This window comes from Pseudonocardia sp. Ae505_Ps2, assembly GCF_001932425.1.
GTDB lineage: Bacteria > Actinomycetota > Actinomycetes > Mycobacteriales > Pseudonocardiaceae > Pseudonocardia.
The window spans coordinates 1536885-1552147 of record NZ_MCIP01000001.1; the positions used below are offsets into that span (position 1 = coordinate 1536885).

At 73.8% G+C, this 15263-nt stretch carries 12 protein-coding genes, 1 tRNA gene and 1 pseudogene; 5 read left to right on the forward strand and 9 right to left on the reverse strand.

What is annotated here, in order from left to right; translation table 11 throughout:
* Positions 1-133 precede the first annotated feature (133 nt).
* From Ae505Ps2_RS07220 to Ae505Ps2_RS07255, 8 genes and pseudogenes are all read right to left on the reverse strand, one after another.
* Complete coding sequence (locus tag Ae505Ps2_RS07220) at positions 134-769, reverse strand: aminodeoxychorismate/anthranilate synthase component II (RefSeq protein ID WP_075309243.1); 636 nt, start codon at positions 767-769, stop codon at positions 134-136.
* A gap of 20 nt (positions 770-789) precedes the next feature.
* Positions 790-2757: a Stk1 family PASTA domain-containing Ser/Thr kinase gene (gene pknB, locus Ae505Ps2_RS07225; RefSeq protein ID WP_075553512.1), complete on the reverse strand. Its 1968-nt coding sequence runs from the start codon at positions 2755-2757 to the stop codon at positions 790-792.
* 911 nt (positions 2758-3668) lie between these two features.
* Positions 3669-4493: pseudogene (locus tag Ae505Ps2_RS33195) on the reverse strand (serine/threonine-protein kinase); the annotation flags it as partial.
* A 49-nt stretch (positions 4494-4542) separates the two neighbouring features.
* On the reverse strand, positions 4543-6012 hold the full coding sequence (locus Ae505Ps2_RS07235; protein WP_075309239.1) for a penicillin-binding protein 2: 1470 nt from the start codon (positions 6010-6012) through the stop codon (positions 4543-4545).
* Positions 6009-7514 (reverse strand): FtsW/RodA/SpoVE family cell cycle protein, encoded by a 1506-nt coding sequence (locus Ae505Ps2_RS07240; RefSeq protein ID WP_084786225.1) that lies wholly within the window; start codon positions 7512-7514, stop codon positions 6009-6011. The genes Ae505Ps2_RS07235 and Ae505Ps2_RS07240 overlap by 4 nt, the downstream gene beginning before the upstream one ends.
* Positions 7514-8854 (reverse strand): PP2C family serine/threonine-protein phosphatase, encoded by a 1341-nt coding sequence (locus tag Ae505Ps2_RS07245; protein WP_075309238.1) that lies wholly within the window; start codon positions 8852-8854, stop codon positions 7514-7516. The genes Ae505Ps2_RS07240 and Ae505Ps2_RS07245 overlap by 1 nt, the downstream gene beginning before the upstream one ends.
* Before the next feature lie 134 nt (positions 8855-8988).
* Positions 8989-9462 carry an FHA domain-containing protein gene (locus Ae505Ps2_RS07250; protein WP_075309237.1) on the reverse strand — a complete coding sequence of 158 codons (474 nt, stop codon included), beginning with the start codon at positions 9460-9462 and terminating at the stop codon, positions 8989-8991.
* 110 nt (positions 9463-9572) lie between these two features.
* Positions 9573-10838 carry a DUF3662 and FHA domain-containing protein gene (locus Ae505Ps2_RS07255; RefSeq protein ID WP_075309236.1) on the reverse strand — a complete coding sequence of 422 codons (1266 nt, stop codon included), beginning with the start codon at positions 10836-10838 and terminating at the stop codon, positions 9573-9575.
* 262 nt (positions 10839-11100) lie between these two features.
* On the opposite strand from Ae505Ps2_RS07255, the gene Ae505Ps2_RS07260 reads away from it, so the two are divergent.
* Positions 11101-11186: transfer RNA gene (locus Ae505Ps2_RS07260), tRNA-Leu, on the forward strand.
* A gap of 139 nt (positions 11187-11325) precedes the next feature.
* Here the strand turns inward: Ae505Ps2_RS07260 and Ae505Ps2_RS07265 are convergent.
* Positions 11326-11952, reverse strand: a complete 627-nt coding sequence (locus tag Ae505Ps2_RS07265; protein WP_075309235.1) for a uridine kinase — start codon at positions 11950-11952, stop codon at positions 11326-11328.
* 51 nt (positions 11953-12003) lie between these two features.
* On the opposite strand from Ae505Ps2_RS07265, the gene Ae505Ps2_RS07270 reads away from it, so the two are divergent.
* From Ae505Ps2_RS07270 to Ae505Ps2_RS07285, 4 genes are all read left to right on the forward strand, one after another.
* Positions 12004-12777 carry an IclR family transcriptional regulator C-terminal domain-containing protein gene (locus Ae505Ps2_RS07270; RefSeq protein WP_075553513.1) on the forward strand — a complete coding sequence of 258 codons (774 nt, stop codon included), beginning with the start codon at positions 12004-12006 and terminating at the stop codon, positions 12775-12777.
* A 99-nt stretch (positions 12778-12876) separates the two neighbouring features.
* Positions 12877-14019, forward strand: coding sequence for a 5-methyltetrahydropteroyltriglutamate--homocysteine S-methyltransferase (locus Ae505Ps2_RS07275; RefSeq protein WP_075309234.1), 1143 nt, complete (start codon positions 12877-12879; stop codon positions 14017-14019).
* 16 nt (positions 14020-14035) lie between these two features.
* Positions 14036-14446, forward strand: a complete 411-nt coding sequence (locus Ae505Ps2_RS07280; protein WP_083695432.1) for a TfoX/Sxy family protein — start codon at positions 14036-14038, stop codon at positions 14444-14446.
* Between the two features lie 10 nt (positions 14447-14456).
* A complete protein-coding gene (locus Ae505Ps2_RS07285) occupies positions 14457-15209 on the forward strand; it encodes a class I SAM-dependent methyltransferase (RefSeq protein WP_075309233.1) in 753 nt (250 codons plus the stop codon).
* Positions 15210-15263 lie beyond the last annotated feature (54 nt).

Here is a 15263-nt window from a genome sequence, read left to right on the forward strand (position 1 = left end):
GGGCGCCGTGGTCGGGGACGGGGCGACCCGGACAGATCCGCCACCACGGTAGCGCGGCCGCGTCGCCGTCCGGGGCATCCCGGGGGCACAGGCGTCACACGTCACGGGGACGTCGGGCGGTGCGGAGCGGCCGTCAGACCCCGGCGACCAGCCCGGCCATCTCGGCGGAGAGCCGAACGACCAGGTCCTCCGGTACGGAGTAGCCGGCCTGGCGCAGCCAGTTCGCCAACATCCGGTGTCCGCCCTCGGTCAGCACGGACTCCGGGTGGAACTGCACGCCGGAGATCGGGAGCTCCCGGTGCCGGACGGCCATGATCAGGCCGGTCTCGGTGTGCCCGGTCGCCTCCAGCTCCGACGGCAGACCGTCGGGCGGGATCGTCAGCGAGTGGTAGCGGGTGGCGGTGAACGGCGAGGGCAGCCCGGCGAGCACACCGGTGCCGTCGTGGAAGACCTCCGAGGTCTTGCCGTGCAGCAGCTCGGGCGCCCGCTCCACGACCCCGCCCCAGGCGGTGGCCAGTGCCTGGTGGCCGAGGCACACCCCCAGCAGCGGGGTGCCGCGCTCCGCGGCACGGTGGATGACCTCGACGCTGCGACCGGCCCGTTCCGGGGTGCCCGGACCGGGGCTGAGCAGGACGGCGCCGACGTCGTCGAGCTCGTCCAGCTCGACCTCGTCGTTGCGCCGGACCACCGGGTCGGCGCCGAGCTGGGCCAGGTAGTGGACCAGGTTGTAGACGAAGCTGTCGTAGTTGTCGACGACGAGGACGCGCACGGTTCCTCCCGGAAGGATGGTCAGTTGAACGGGAACCCGCTGTTGCCGCTGTTGTCCCCGTCGCTGCTGCTGCCACCGGAGTAGCGGCCCACGGTGAGGGTAACGGTCTGGCCGCTGGAGGCCTCGGATCCGCCGGACGGGCTCTGCTGCAGCACGACGCCGTTCTGGGAGGAGTCCGAGACGTCGACCTGACGGATCGACGGGCTCAGCCCCGCCTCCTGCAGCGTGCTGATCGCGCTGTCGACACGCTGGCCGACGACGTTGGGCACCTGGTTCTGGTTCCCGCGGCTGATCTGGATGGTGATGGTCTGGTCGGGTGCGACCCGGGTCCCGGCCGACGGGTTCGTGCCGACCGCCTGGCCGGCCGAACTGCTGCTGTCGACCTCGGTCGTGGAGATCGACTGGAAACCGGCGTTCTGCAGTGTCGTCCGGGCGGCGTCGGCCGACTGGCCCGCGACGTCGGGCACGGCGACCGTCTGCTGCCTGCGACCCACCACCAGCGACACCGTGGTGTTGCCCGAGACCTGCTGGCCCGGCCCCGGGTCGGAGGTGATCACCTTGCCGACCTGGCTGGAGTCACTGGTGTCGCGCTCGGTACGGCCGCCGACCTGCAGGCCGGCCGCCCGGAGCTTGGCCTCGGCCTCGTCCGGGGACAGGCCCTCGACGCTCGGCACCGTGACCTGCGCGGGCCCGCTGCCGACGTAGACCGTCACCCGGCTGTTCTCGGGGACCTGGTTGCCGCCGCCGGGGTCGGTCCGGACGACCTTGCCGACCTGCGCGACGTCCGACGGCTGGTCCTGCTGGGAGAACAGCAGTCCGGCCTGGGTGATGGTCTGCCGGGCCTGGTCCGGGGACTGGCCGAGTACGTCGGGCACCGAGACCTGGTCCGGGCCCGAGGAGGAGAACAACTGGAAGCCGACGAAGCCGAGCAGCCCGATCACCGCGAGCGCGACGACCCACAGGAGTGCCTTGCGGCCCCCTCCGCGACGCTCGTCGTCGCCGTAGTCGGGGTGGTGCGGCGGCATCGTGTGCCGGCCGGTGGCCGGGCCGCCCGCGTCGAGCCGGCGCGTCGCCATGGCCTGGGTCGCGCCGTCGTGGGCCATCATGTGCGTGCGCTCGTGCTCGCTCATGACCAGCGGCGCGTGCACCGGCTCGCCGTTGCGCACGCGGATCAGGTCCGCCCGCATCTCGGCGGCCGACTGGTAGCGGTTGGCCGGGTTCTTGCTGAGCGCCTTGAGCACCACCGCGTCGAGTGCCGGGGGCACCGACGGGTTCAGCTGGGACGGGGCCCGAGGGTCCTCCCGCACGTGCTGGTAGGCCACCGCGACCGGGGTGTCCCCGGTGAACGGCGGCTCGCCGGTCAGGAGCTCGAACAGCACACAGCCGGCGGCGTAGACGTCCGACCGGGCGTCCACGGCCTCGCCGCGGGCCTGCTCGGGGGACAGGTACTGCGCCGTGCCGATGACGGCCGCGGTCTGGGTGACGTTCTGGCCCTCGCCCAGTGCACGGGCGATGCCGAAGTCCATGACCTTGACCGCGCCGACGCCGTTGATCATCACGTTCGCGGGCTTCACGTCGCGGTGGATGATGTTGTGCCGGTGCGAGAAGTCGAGCGCGGCGCAGACGTCGGCCATCACCTCGACGACCCGCTGCTGGGTCATCGGGCCGGAGGTCTTGACGATCTCGCGCAGCGTCTGCCCGTCGACGAACTCCATGACGATGTAGGGCAGCGTCCCGAACTCGGACTCGACCTCGCCGGTGTCGTACACCGCGACGATCGCCGGGTGGTTCAGCGACGCCGAGTTCTGCGCCTCACGGCGGAAGCGGAGCTGGAACTGGGGGTCGCGGGCCAGGTCGGCCCGCAGGACCTTGACCGCCACGTCCCGGCCGAGCCGGGTGTCGAGGCCGCGGTGGACCTCGGACATGCCGCCGTAGCCGAGCGGGTCGCCCAGCTCGTAGCGCTCGGAGAGCAGTCGTGGTGTCGTCATCGGTTCAGGTTCCCGTACTCATCGAGTCCGTCGGAGGCGTGCTCATCATGCCGGTCGGCGCCCACTGCCGGTCCCGTACGGGCGGCATCTGCGCCGGAGCGACCGTTCGGTGGGATCACCGGGACATCACCGGGCACCTCCGGTCGATCTTGGGCACGGGGGACGGCGAACGGCTCTGCCGGGACCGCCGGTCCCGTGGACCCGGCCGGGGGGCCGGCCGCGGTCGCCACGGTACCGGGCGCGACCCCCAGTGACCCGGGCCGCATGTCGTCGGGCGAGACACCCCTCAAGATCATCACTGCGAGCAGTACGGCGGCGAGCGTCAGGACCACGAACAGCACGGCCAGCCACGCCTTCGCCCGGCCGGACCGTTGCGGGCCCAGATCGAGCGGGCCGGACGGGTGCAGCTCGGGCATCCGGTCGGCGGAGGCGTTGCGGCGCACCGGTGGACGCGTCGGCGCCGAGCGCTGCTGCCCCGGGAACCCGGGCCCGGTGGGTGGCCCGCCCGGACGACGGCCGGCGGCCGGACCGCCGGCGTGCGGCCCGGTGTGCGGCGGACGCAGCGGGGCGCCGTAGGGCGGCGAGCCGGGGGGCACCGGGACCGGCCCGGATCCGGACGGCGTGCCGCCCGGGGTGCGCGGTCCCTGCGGCCGGCCCGGCCCGGCGCCGGGGTAGGGGCCGGTGACCGGGCGGGACACGCCCTGGTCCGGCCCGCTGCGGCGGGCGCCGTCGGGGCCGGGGTCGCCGGTGCGCGGGCCGCGGTCGGCGGTGTCGGGGCCGCCGGCGGACGGGCCGTCGCCGGTCCCCGGTCCGCTCTCCTGCAGGGAGTGGCGCGCGCCGCTGCCGTCGTCGCCGCGGAAGTCGGGCGCGTACCCGCCGGGGGCGGGGATGCCGGGCGGCGGCGGCCGGTGCCCACGCCGGACCGCGGCGACGGCGTCGGCGAACTCGGCGCCGTCGGTGTAGCGCTGCTCGGGGTCCTTGACCAGCACCGAGGAGATCAGCTCGCGGACCCGCTCGGGGATCTCGTCCGGCAGCGGCGGCGGGTCGTCGCGGACCTGCATCATCGCCACCGCGACGGCGCTCTCGGCGCGGAACGGCCGGACTCCGGCCAGGCACTCGTAGCCGACGATGCCCAGGGAGTACACGTCGCCGGACGGCCCGGCCTCCTCGCCGGAGGCCTGCTCCGGTGCGATGTAGTGGGCGGTGCCCATCACCATCCCGGAGCGGGTCACCGGGACGGCGTCGGCGGCCTTGGCGATGCCGAAGTCGGTCAGCTTCACGACGCCGTCGGTGCGCAGCAGGATGTTGCCGGGCTTGACGTCGCGGTGGACGAACCCGCGCTCGTGCGCGGCGAACAGTGCCCGGCCCGCCTGCTCGAGGATGTCGAGCGCCTCGTCGGCGGGGATGGGCCCGCGCCCGATCCGCGACGACAGCGGCTCGCCCCGGACGAGCTCCATCACCAGGTAGGCGGTGCGCCCGCCGCCGGTGGGGCTGTCGTCCTCGCCGTAGTCGTGCACGGCGGCGATCCCGGCGTGGTCCAGCGAGGCGACGGTACGGGCCTCGATGCGGAACCGGTGCAGGAACTCGGGGTCGTCGGAGAGCTCCGCCTTGAGGACCTTCACCGCGACGCTGCGCCCGAGCCGGGTGTCGGAGGCCTCCCAGACCTCGCCCATCCCGCCGACCGCGATCCGCCGGTCCAGCTGGTAGCGCTCGGAGATCAGCTGCCCGGCCGACAGGGCGCTCACGGGACCGCCGGGGACCTGCGCCGGGCCGGGTCCCGCGGGCTCACTGGGCGTCCCGCAGCGCCTCGGCGATCACGGCCCGCCCGATCGGGGCCGCGACGGAGCCACCGGTCGCCTCCAGCGCCCGGTCGCCGCCGTTCTCGACGAGCACCGCTACCGCGACCTTGGGGTTCTCCGCCGGGGCGAACGCCACGTACCAGGCGTGCGGCGGGGTGTTCTTCGGGTCGGTGCCGTGCTCGGCGGTACCGGTCTTCGACGCGATCTGGACGCCGGTGATCTTGCCGCCGCCCGAGGTCCGGTCCTCCGAGCCGACCATCAGGTCGGTCATGGTGCGGGCCACGTCGGCCGGCATCGACCGCGACATCCGGTCGGGCTCGGTGGTGTCGACGACATCCAGGGTCTGGCTCTGGATCTCCTTGACCAGGTGCGGGGCCATCGTCTGGCCGCCGTTGGCGATCGAGGCGCCGATCATCGCCAGCTGCATCGGGGTCAGCCGGACGTCGCGCTGCCCGATCGCGGACTGCTGGGTGGAGGGGGTGTCGGACATCGGGCCGACCTGCGACGCGGTGACCGGCATCGGGATCTGCAGGTCGGTGCGGCCGATGCCGAACGCCTCGGCCTGGGCACGGAGCTTGTCCGCGCCGAGCTCGCCGCCGAGCTGGGCGAACGCGGTGTTGCAGGAGCGCGCCAGCGCCTCGCGCAGCGACGCCGTCGCCCCGCCGCCGCAGGCCGAGCCGTTGTAGTTCTCCAGGGTCGTCGTGGAGTCGGCCAGCTGGATGCTGCGGGCGGCCGTGAGCTGGCTGTCCGGGGTGTAACCGTTCTGCAGGGCGGCCGCGGTGGTGACGAGCTTGAACGTCGAGCCGGGCGGCTCGATCTCGTTGATCGCCCGGTTGGTCCTCGGGTCCGGGTCCTCGGCGCCGTAGCGCTGCCAGGCCCGCTGCTGCTCGGCGGGGTCGGGCGAGGCCAGCGTGTTCGGGTCGAACGACGGAGTCGAGGCCATCGCCAGGATCTCGCCGGTCTGCGGCACCAGCGCGACGACGGCGCCGGTGTACCCGCGGGAGGCCAGCCCGTCGTAGGCGGCGCGCTGCACCTCGGGGTCGATGGTGGTCACCACGTTGCCGCCCGCCGGGTCCCGGCCGGTGATGAGGTCCGACAGCCTGCGCACGAACAGCCGGTCGTCGGTGCCGTTGAGCACCTCGTCGGCGGACCGCTCGAGCGCGGTCTTGCCGTACACGGTCGACAGGAAGCCGGTGACCGGCGCGAACATCTCGCCCTGCGGGTACTGGCGCGCGAAGCGCAGCCGCCCGTTCCCCTCGACGCTCTGCGCGAGGACCTGCCCGCCGGCGACGATCTGCCCGCGCTGACGCGAGTACTCGTCGATCTGCGAGCGCTGGTTGCGGGGGTCGTCCCGGTACTGGCCGGCCATGACGACCTGCACGTAGGTGATGTTGCCGAGCAGGACCACGATCATCACCATCACGGCGAGGGCCACGCGGCGGACCGGGCGGTTCACGTCTCGCTCCTCTGGGCGGCGTTGGCGGCGTTGGCGGCACCGTCGGCGCGGTTGTCGTCACGGGTGTCGGACCGGCCCGCACCGGGACGCTGGACCAGTTCGGTGCTGGCCTCGGCGATCGGCGCCCGCGGCTTCGCGGGCCGGACGGGCAGCGGTGCCCTGGCCACGTGCGAGATCCGCAGCAGGATCGCCACCAGCACGTAGTTCGCCAGCAGCGACGAGCCACCGTAGGACAGGAACGGCAGCGTCAGGCCGGTCAGCGGGATCAGCTTCGTCACCCCGCCGATGACGACGAAGATCTGCAGCGCGACCGAGAACGACAGCCCGGTCGCGAGCAGCTTCCCGTAGGAGTCGCGCACGGCCAGTGCCGAGCGCAGTCCGCGGGTGATGAGCACCAGGTAGACGAGCATGATCGCGGCCAGCCCGATCAGCCCGAGCTCCTCGCCGAGCGAGGAGAAGATGAAGTCGGACTCGGCGAAGGGCACGATGTCCGGCCGGCCGGCACCCAGCCCGGTCCCGCCGACGCCGCCGGTGCCGAGCCCGAACAGCGCCTGCGCGAGCTGGTAGCCACCGCCGCTGAAGTCGGCGAACGGGTCCAGCCAGATCCGCACGCGGGTCTGCACGTGGCCGAACAGGTTGTAGGCGACGACGGCGCCGCCGGAGAACGCCAGCAGCCCGATCACCATCCACGACACGCGTTCGGTCGCGGTGTAGAGCAGCACCAGCACCAGGCCGAAGATCAACAGCGAGCTGCCGAGGTCGCGCTGCAGCACGAGCACGCCGACCGACAGCCCCCAGGCGACGAGCAGCGGCGCCAGGTCACGGGCACGGGGCAGCTCCATGCCCAGGAAGCGACGGCCTGCGGTGGAGAGCAGGTTGCGCTTCTGGACCAGGTAGGCCGCGAAGAAGATGATCAGCAGGATCTTGGAGAACTCGCCGGGCTGGATGCCGGGGCCGCCCGGGATGCGGATCCACAGCTTGGCGCCGTTGACCTCGGAGATCGACGACGGCAGCAGCGCCGGGATCGCCAGGAAGACCAGGCCGACGAAGCCCGCGGTGTAGCCGTAGCGGGCCAGGGTGCGGTGGTCCCGGACGAAGAACAGCACCAGCGCGAACAACGCCAGGCCGGCGACGGTCCAGGTGATCTGGGCGCTGATCAGCCCACTCGGCACCGGGCTCCCGGTGGCCTCGGCGCGGGCGGCCTTCGCCAGGTCGAGCCGGTGGATCATCACCAGGCCGATGCCGTTGAGCAGCGCGACCGACGGAAGGATCAGCGGATCGGCGTAGGGCGCCAGGAAGCGCACCGCCACGTGCGCCCCCGCGAACAGCACGAGGTACGCCAGGCCCACCCACAACAGGTCGGTCGTGAGCGACTGCTCCTGGTTCGCCTCGACCAGGACCAGCGCGCCGGTGGTGAGGACGGCGGCCAGGCCCAGCATCAACAGCTCGATGCCGCGGCCGGTGGGCGTGGTCGGCTCCGTGGCGGAGCTGCCCGTGGCCATCAGCCGTCGAGCCGGCAGTTCCGGCCCGGTTCCGGGGTCGCGGTCGGCAGCGGGGTCGTGGTCACCGGCGGGGCGCCGGGCACCTGGACGACCGGGGGCGGCTGCGGCGGGTTCAGTGTCGAGCAGAGCGGGAGCATGCGATCCCGGAGCCGGTCGACGGTCTGCCGGGCACCGGTCTCGCCGTCGTCGGAGACGATGCCGTCGGTGACCTGGCTGCGGACCGCCTGCGGCAGGTCGTCGAGGCCGATGTCGGTGGACTCGACCACCCGCTGCAACGGGACCCCGAGCACGTTGCCGCGCACGCCCTGGTAGATCGCGACCTGGTTCTGGTCGACGGCGACGTAGTACTGCTGCAGCACCAGGGCCCGGGCGACGAACACGCCCGCCACCAGTACCACGAGCACGCCCAGCAGGGCGAGCGCCGGACGCAGGCCGCGCCGGCGCCGCGGCTGCTCCGCGGCGGCGGGCTCCAGGCGCACCGGCTCGGTGCGGGGCAGCGTGGTGGCGGCGGCGCGCTGCGCCGAGGAGTGCGGGGTCCGCTCGTCGTGGCGGTAGTCGCCGTCGCCGGCGCGCGGGTTGCGGCCGGCGGAGCCCCCGATGATCGGGGCGTCGTCGGCGTAGTCGACGTCCACCACGTCGGCGACGATGCAGGTGATGTTGTCCGGCCCGCCGCCGCGCAGCGCCAGCTCGATCAGTCGGTCGGCGCACTCGCGCGGGTCGGCGTAGTCGGTCAGCGTGTCGTGCAGCGTCTCGTCGCTGACCGGGCCGGACAGGCCGTCGGAGCACAGCAGGAAGCGGTCACCGGCGCGGGCCTCGCGGATGGACAGCGACGGGTCGACGTCCTGCCCGGTGATGGCGCGCAGCAGCAGCGACCGCTGCGGGTGCGTGTGCGCCTCCTCCTCGGTGATCCGGCCCTCGTCGATCAGCGACTGGACGAACGTGTCGTCCTTGGTGATCTGGGTGAACTCGCCGTCACGCAGGAGGTAGCAGCGCGAGTCGCCGACGTGGACCATGCCCAGGCGCGAGCCCGCGAACAGGATCGCGGTCAGCGTGGTGCCCATGCCCTCGAGGTCGGGGGCCTCGGCGACGTGGCGGGAGATCGCCTCGTTGCCGTCGTGGGTCGCGTCCCGCAGCTCGGCGAGCAGGTCGTCGCCGGGCACGTCGTCGTCGAGCGGCGCCAGTGCGGAGATCACCAGGGACGAGGCGACCTCGCCCGCGGCGTGGCCGCCCATGCCGTCGGCGAGGGCGAGCAGGCGGGGGCCCGCGTAGACGGCGTCCTGGTTGTTCTGCCGGACCAGTCCGCGGTCACTGCGGGCCGAGTAGCGCAGCACCAGTGTCACGGGGCGGCTCCGGCTTCGGTCGGGGCACGTCGGTCGGATCCCGCGCCGCGGGACCGGTCGGACGGCCGCGGCACCGGGGGAGCGGTCGGTCGCGTCGGGCTCACGGTCGGTACCTCATGGTCGGTCCGTGTCCGTCACGATCGCAGCTCGATCACCGTCTTGCCGATGCGGACCGGTGTCCCCAGCGGGACCCGGGTGGGCCCGGTGACCTTATTACGTTCCAGATAGGTGCCGTTCGTCGACCCGAGATCCTCGACGTACCAGTCGTCACCCTGCTGCGAGATGCGCGCGTGCCGGGTGGAGGCGTAGTCGTCGTCGAGCTTGAGGGTCGAGTCGTCGGCGCGGCCGATCAGGATCGGCCGGGAGTCGAGCGTGATGCGGCTGCCGGCCAGCGGACCCTGGGTGACGAGCAGCTGGCGGGCCACCTTGCCGCGGCCACCGCCGCGGACCCGGGTGGCCCGGCCCCCGCCGGCACGGCCGGGTGCGGCCGCCCGGAGACCGGACGCCGCGTAGAGGTCGGAGCGGACGACCTGGAGCGCGAGCAGGACGAACAGCCACAGGAGGGCCAGGAAGCCGCCCCGGGTCAGTTGCAGTACCAGTTCCGGCACGTCGTCCTACTCGCCCTTCTCGTGTTTCTGCACGTTCCGCCCGCCCGGTGGATCACCGGGCGGGCGGGGACGCACCGCTGTCGCTGCGCGGGTTCCGCTCCGCGGGTGGCTCAGCCCTGGGTGCGGAACACCAGGCTGGAGTGACCCACGCGGATCACGTCGCCGTCGGTCAGCTGGCAGGACTGCACCGGCGAGTTGTTCACCGTGGTGCCGTTGGTCGAGCCCAGGTCGTTCAGGGTCGCGACCTGGCCGTCCCAGGTGACCTCCAGGTGCCGGCGGGACACGCCGGTGTCCGGGAGCCGGAACTGGGAGTCCTGACCGCGGCCGATGACGTGGGTGCCCTCGGCCAGCTGGTAGTTGCGGTTCGAGCCGTCGTCCAGGATCAGCATGGCGGTCAGCTGCGCGGGAGCGCCCCAGCCGCCCTGGCCGCCGTAACCCTGGCCGTCGTAGCCCTGGTCGTAGCCACCCTGCTGCGGGTAGCCGGGCTGGGCGTAGCCCTGCTGCTGGCCGTAGCCGCCGTCGTAGCCCTGGTCGTAGCCACCCTGCTGCGGGTAGCCGGGCTGGGCGTAGCCCTGCGGCTGACCGTAGCCACCCTGCTGGGGCTGGCCGTAGCCGTCGTAGCCCTGCTCGTAGCCCTGCTGGGGGTAGCCGCCCTGCTGGGGCTGGCCGTAGCCCTGCTGGCCGTACTGGTCGTACCCGCCCTGCTGGGGCTGGCCGTAGCCCTGCTGGGGGTAGCCGCCCTGCTGCTGCCCGTACTGGTCGTAGCCGGGCTGGCCGTAGCCGCCCTGCTGCTGCCCGTACTGGTCGTACCCGCCCTGCTGCTGCTGGCCGTAGCCGCCCTGCTGCTCCTGGTCGTACCCCTGAGGAGCGTAGGTCTGCTGGCCGTACCCGCCGGGTGCGCCCCGGTCGTATCCGTACTGCCCGTTCTCCTCGGGGTGGCCCGGTTGCTGGCTCATGGGTGCTTCTCCTGCGGTGCGTGCTCGGTTGGCGGCCCGACGGGAAGCGTCGGGGTCGACAGCGGAGCGGGTGCGGAATTGTCCCGTGTGCAGCGCCTCGGAGCGCTCCAGAAAGACTACGACCTCACCGTAGGTGTCCCAGCCCTGGTCGGTGAGTTCTTTCGCCACGTGCGACGAGAGGGATCGGACGACCCCGTCCTCGTCGCCCGCCATCCGGTCGAGATCGCTGGGGCTGAGCAGAACGGTGTACCGGTTGGGCGCCAGCTGGCGACCTCCGGCGAGCTGCTCGACGTTGTCCTCGGCTTCCCTCAGCAGTGCCTGTGCGACTTCCTGTGGGACGACACTGCCTCCGAAGACCCGCGCGAAGGCGTCGCCCACGAACCCCTGAAGTCGGCGCTCGAAGCGGTCCACGCGGCCCAAAAGATCTCCTCCATCCGCATCGGCGTGTCGGTGATGTGCGACCGATCGTATCTGTGTTATCCGCCGGGCCCGGCGGGGCCCGGCACGAGCGGGTGATCGGCCCCGCCGTGCCACCGGCGTGCTGCCCTCCGATGTACCCGGCCCGGCGCCGCCGCGCATCCCGTGTCCCGCCCGTCGCGACCCCCTCCGGCCGGTGGTCGACGTGCAGGGGACCCCCCTGCGAACGACCGCCGAGCAGGGTGCTAACTTTCTCGTGTCGCTCGGGCGAGTGGCGGAATGGCAGACGCGCACGGTTCAGGTCCGTGTGTCCGAAAGGACGTGAGGGTTCAACTCCCTCCTCGCCCACCACCTCCCCTCATCGGGGATTCTCCCCCTCCGGCGGTCACCACCGCCATCGCGAGATCGGTTCCGGGTGTCACCCGTTCCGGTCTCGCTTTTCTCTTTTCCGGGTTCCGGCCACGCTCCGTGCTCGGACGCTGTGCGCCGATCAGGCGTCCCGCAGCGCCGGGCGGTCGGGATGGTCGGCCATCACGAGGACATCGGCGTGCGAACCGGGGTCGCCCTCGCTCTCGTAGCGGGTGTACGCGGCGGCCGTCCACGCGTCGTCGGGGGCCAGCAGGCGCCGCAGCGCCGCCCCGCCGACGCGCAGGTGCACGGTCAGCTCGGCCGCCAGGCCCCGGCCCAGCAGCCGCCCGCCGGCGAGCAGCACCACCCCGTCCGGCCCGAGGGGCACCGGCTCGTCGCGGTAGGCGCGGTCTCGCACCGTGTCGCGCAGCCGGGGCAGCACCAGGCCGCTGCCCTCGGGTTCCATCGGGGCGAGGACCTCGCGGCGCAGCGCGGGCTCGTCGAGCCAGCCGTCGAGGAACATGTCCGGGTCGGTACGGCCGAGCTCCAGGCGGACCGAGGCCGGGCGCAGGAAGTCGTCGGCGTCCACCGCCAGGGCGGGGCGGCCGCCGGCGCGCAGCCGCTCCGCCACCGCCCCGGCCAGCTCCAGCGGGGCCGCTGGCGGGGCGCCGTCGACGAGCACGCGCACCCGGCCGGGCAGCTCCGTGGCGCGCTCGGCCAGGTGCGCCGCGAGTCCCGCCCGGTCGACGGGCCGGAACGCCCCTGCCATGTCGTCCTCCCGGTCCTGGCGTGCCCTCGGTCCCGCAGCGACACTAGGCGGATGGTCGGCGACGGCGCTGGAGCGGTGCTGCGCCGAGCGCTGCGGGTCCTCGAGGCGGTCGCCGAGGCGGGCGACGGGGTCAGCGCCAAGGCCCTCGCCCGTCGGCTGGAGCTGCCGTTGCCGACGACCTACCGGCTGCTCGGGACGCTCGTCGAGGAGGGCTACCTGGTCCGCCTGCACGCCGAGCGCGGGTACGGGCTGGGCTATCGCGTCGTCGGGCTCTACCGGGGGATGACCGACCCGATCGTGCCGCCCGCCCCGGCCCGTGAGGTGCTCGCCGAGCTGCACACCACGGCCCGCGCGGCGGTGGTGCTGGCCGTGCTGCGGTCCGACGACGTCGTCGTCGCCCACACCGAGACCTGCGCGGCGCACCCCGGACCGGGCGCGGTGACCGGGGAGCCGCTGCCCGCGCACGCGACGGCACCGGGCAAGGCCCTGCTCGCCGGGCTCGACGGCGGCCGGCTGGCCGACGTCCTCGGTCTCGGGCACGGGCCGCTGACCCCGCACACGCTCACCGACCGGCGGCTGCTCGACCGCGACCTGCTGAGGGTCCGCTCGGCGGGGGTCGCGGTGGAGGTGGAGGAGCACGCCCGCGGCCGGGCCGGGCTCGCGGTGGCGGTGCCGCACCCGGGCGGCCGGGCCGCGCTGTCGGTCGTCGTCAGCCGGGCTGACTTCACCGGGCGCCGCTGGGAGCTCGAACGCGCGGTGCGCGAGGCCGCGGTGCCGCTGGCCCGGCACCTGTCCGCCGCGCCGGGGGTCGCCGCGTCCGGCTGAGCCCGCCAGGGTGGCCCGATGGGCGACGGGGTGCGATGGACCTTCCATCATCCGGAAGTGATGTCGGCGGACATGCGGACACGGCGATACGTTCGCCGGATGCCGGAGAAGACAGTGGAGTCGCTCGTCCGCACCGCCCCGCCCTTCCGGGCCGACCACGTCGGCTCACTGCTGCGGCCGCCCGCCCTGCTCGCGGCCCGGGAGCGGCACGCCGCGGGTGAGCTCGACGCCGCGGGCCTGCGTGCGGCCGAGGACGCGGCGATCACCGACGTCGTCGCGCTGCAGGAGTCGGTCGGCCTGCGGTCGGCCACCGACGGCGAGTTCCGCCGCACCTCCTGGCACATGGACTTCATCTACGCCCTCGGCGGCATCACGAAGACCTCCGGCCGGGTCGAGGTCGCGATGCGCAACGCGGCGGGCCGGAACAACTTCACCTCCGCCGGGATGACGGTCGACGGCCGGGTGCACCTCGACGAACCCGTCTTCGCCTCGGCGTTCGACTACCTCGCCACGCAGGTCACCACGGCGACCCCCAAGCTGACGATCCCCTCGCCGAGCATGGTCTACGCCCGCGGCGGCCGGGCGGTCATCTCCACCGACGTCTACCCCGACATCGAGGAGTTCTGGTCCGACCTGTCCGGCGCCTACGCCGACCAGCTCCGGGCGATGTACGAACGCGGGTGCCGCTACCTGCAGCTCGACGACACCGCGCTGGCCTACCTGAACGACCCGGCGCACCGTGAGGAGCTCGCCGCGAAGGGCGACGACCCGGACACCCAGCACCTGCGCTACATCCGCCAGATCAACGCCGCCATCGCCGACCGGCCCTCGGACATGTACGTCACCACCCACATGTGCCGGGGCAACTACCGGTCCTCGTGGGCCGCGGAGGGCGGCTACGACCACGTCGCCGAGGCGCTGTTCGGCACCCTCGGCGTCGACGGCTTCTTCTGCGAGTTCGACGACGAGCGCTCCGGTGGTTTCGCCCCGCTGCGGTTCGTCCCGAAGGGCAAGCAGGTGGTGCTCGGGCTGGTCACGACCAAGTCCGGGGCGTTGGAGGACCCGGACGCGCTCAAGCGCCGGATCGACGAGGCGGCGCGGTACGTGCCGCTGGACCAGCTGTGTCTGTCGCCGCAGTGCGGGTTCTCCTCCACCGTCGAGGGCAACGAGCTGACCGTCGACGACCAGAAGCGCAAGCTGGAGCTGATCGTCTCGGTGGCCGAGGACGTCTGGGGCCGCTGAGGGCCATACTCGCCCGGTGGCCTACGACGAGGGTCTCGCCGCCCGCCTCCGCGCCCTGCTCGCGGGGCGGTCGGTGACCGAGAAGAGGATGTTCGGCGGGTACGCCTTCCTGCTCGACGGGCACCTGACCGTGGCCGCGAGCGGGCGCGGCGGCCTGCTCGTACGGGTGGCCGCGGACCGCTCCGCGGAGCTGCTGGAGCGCCCGCGGACCGCACGCATGGTGATGGGCGGTCGCGAGATGGCCGGCTGGCTGTGGGTGACCGGCGAGCCCGACGTCGACGACCTCGACGGCCCGGAACTCGCCGGCTGGGTCGCCGAGGCGGTCGCGGTCGTGGAGACCCTGCCACCGAAGCGCGTCCGCTCGAAGCCCGTCCGATCGGAGCGTCGAGCCGCGGGGACATCCCCACCGGGGCGCCGGCGGGGCTAGCGTCCGTGGGGTGAGCACCGCTGCCGCGTCCCCGCTGTCCGACCGTGTCCTGGCGGGAACGGCGCCGGGCTCGCGGCTGCTCGACGTCGGCTGCGGGGCCGGACGGCTGCTCGTCGACGCGGCGGCGGCCGGGCTGGCCGTCACCGGCGTCGACACCGAACCCCGCGCGCTCGCCGCCGCCGAGCGAGCCGTTCCCGGGGCGATGCTGCAGGTCGCCGACGCCCACGAGCTGCCCTTCGCCGAGGACGCGTTCGACCTGGTCGCTCTGGTGCAGGTGCTGGAGCACCTCACGAACCCGGTGCTCGCGCTGCGCGAGGCGGGCCGGGTGTGCGCGCCGGGCGGTGCGGTGCGGGCCACGGTCTGGGGCACGCCCGACGAGTGCGACGCCGCGGTCATCGGGGCGGCGCTCGCCCCGCTCACCGGGGCCGCGCCCCCGCCGCCGCAGAACAACCCCGGACCGGATCGCAGCGGCGTCGGCGCGCCCCCGCTGACCGACCCCTCCCGGCTGGAACGGCTGGCCGGCCTCGCCGGGCTGGCGGTCCGGGAGATCGCCGTCGTGCGGGTCCCGGTGGTGCACGACGACGCCGACGACCTCGTCGCCGGCGTGCTCGCGTCCGGTCCGGGGCGCCACGCGGCGCGCCATGCCGGCCCCGCCGCCGTCCGCGCGGCCCTGCTCGACGCCCTGGCCCCGTTCACGCACGGCGCGGGCTACCGCCTCACCGACACCGTGCGCGTCCTGGACGCCGGCCCGCCCGCGGGATGATCCACGGTTCGCGCGCTGATCCGTTCCCCGCGCGTGCCGTGACGCGCGCGGACT

Excerpts from the sequence above, each read along its gene's own strand:
- pknB (WP_075553512.1), bottom strand. The coding sequence starts at position 2,757 with ATGACGACACCACGACTGCTCTCCGAGCGCTACGAGCTGGGCGACCCG.
- Ae505Ps2_RS07240 (WP_084786225.1), bottom strand. The coding sequence starts at position 7,514 with ATGGCCACGGGCAGCTCCGCCACGGAGCCGACCACGCCCACCGGCCGC.
- Ae505Ps2_RS07265 (WP_075309235.1), bottom strand. The coding sequence starts at position 11,952 with ATGGCAGGGGCGTTCCGGCCCGTCGACCGGGCGGGACTCGCGGCGCAC.
- Ae505Ps2_RS07270 (WP_075553513.1), top strand. The coding sequence starts at position 12,004 with ATGGTCGGCGACGGCGCTGGAGCGGTGCTGCGCCGAGCGCTGCGGGTC.
- Ae505Ps2_RS07275 (WP_075309234.1), top strand. The coding sequence starts at position 12,877 with ATGCCGGAGAAGACAGTGGAGTCGCTCGTCCGCACCGCCCCGCCCTTC.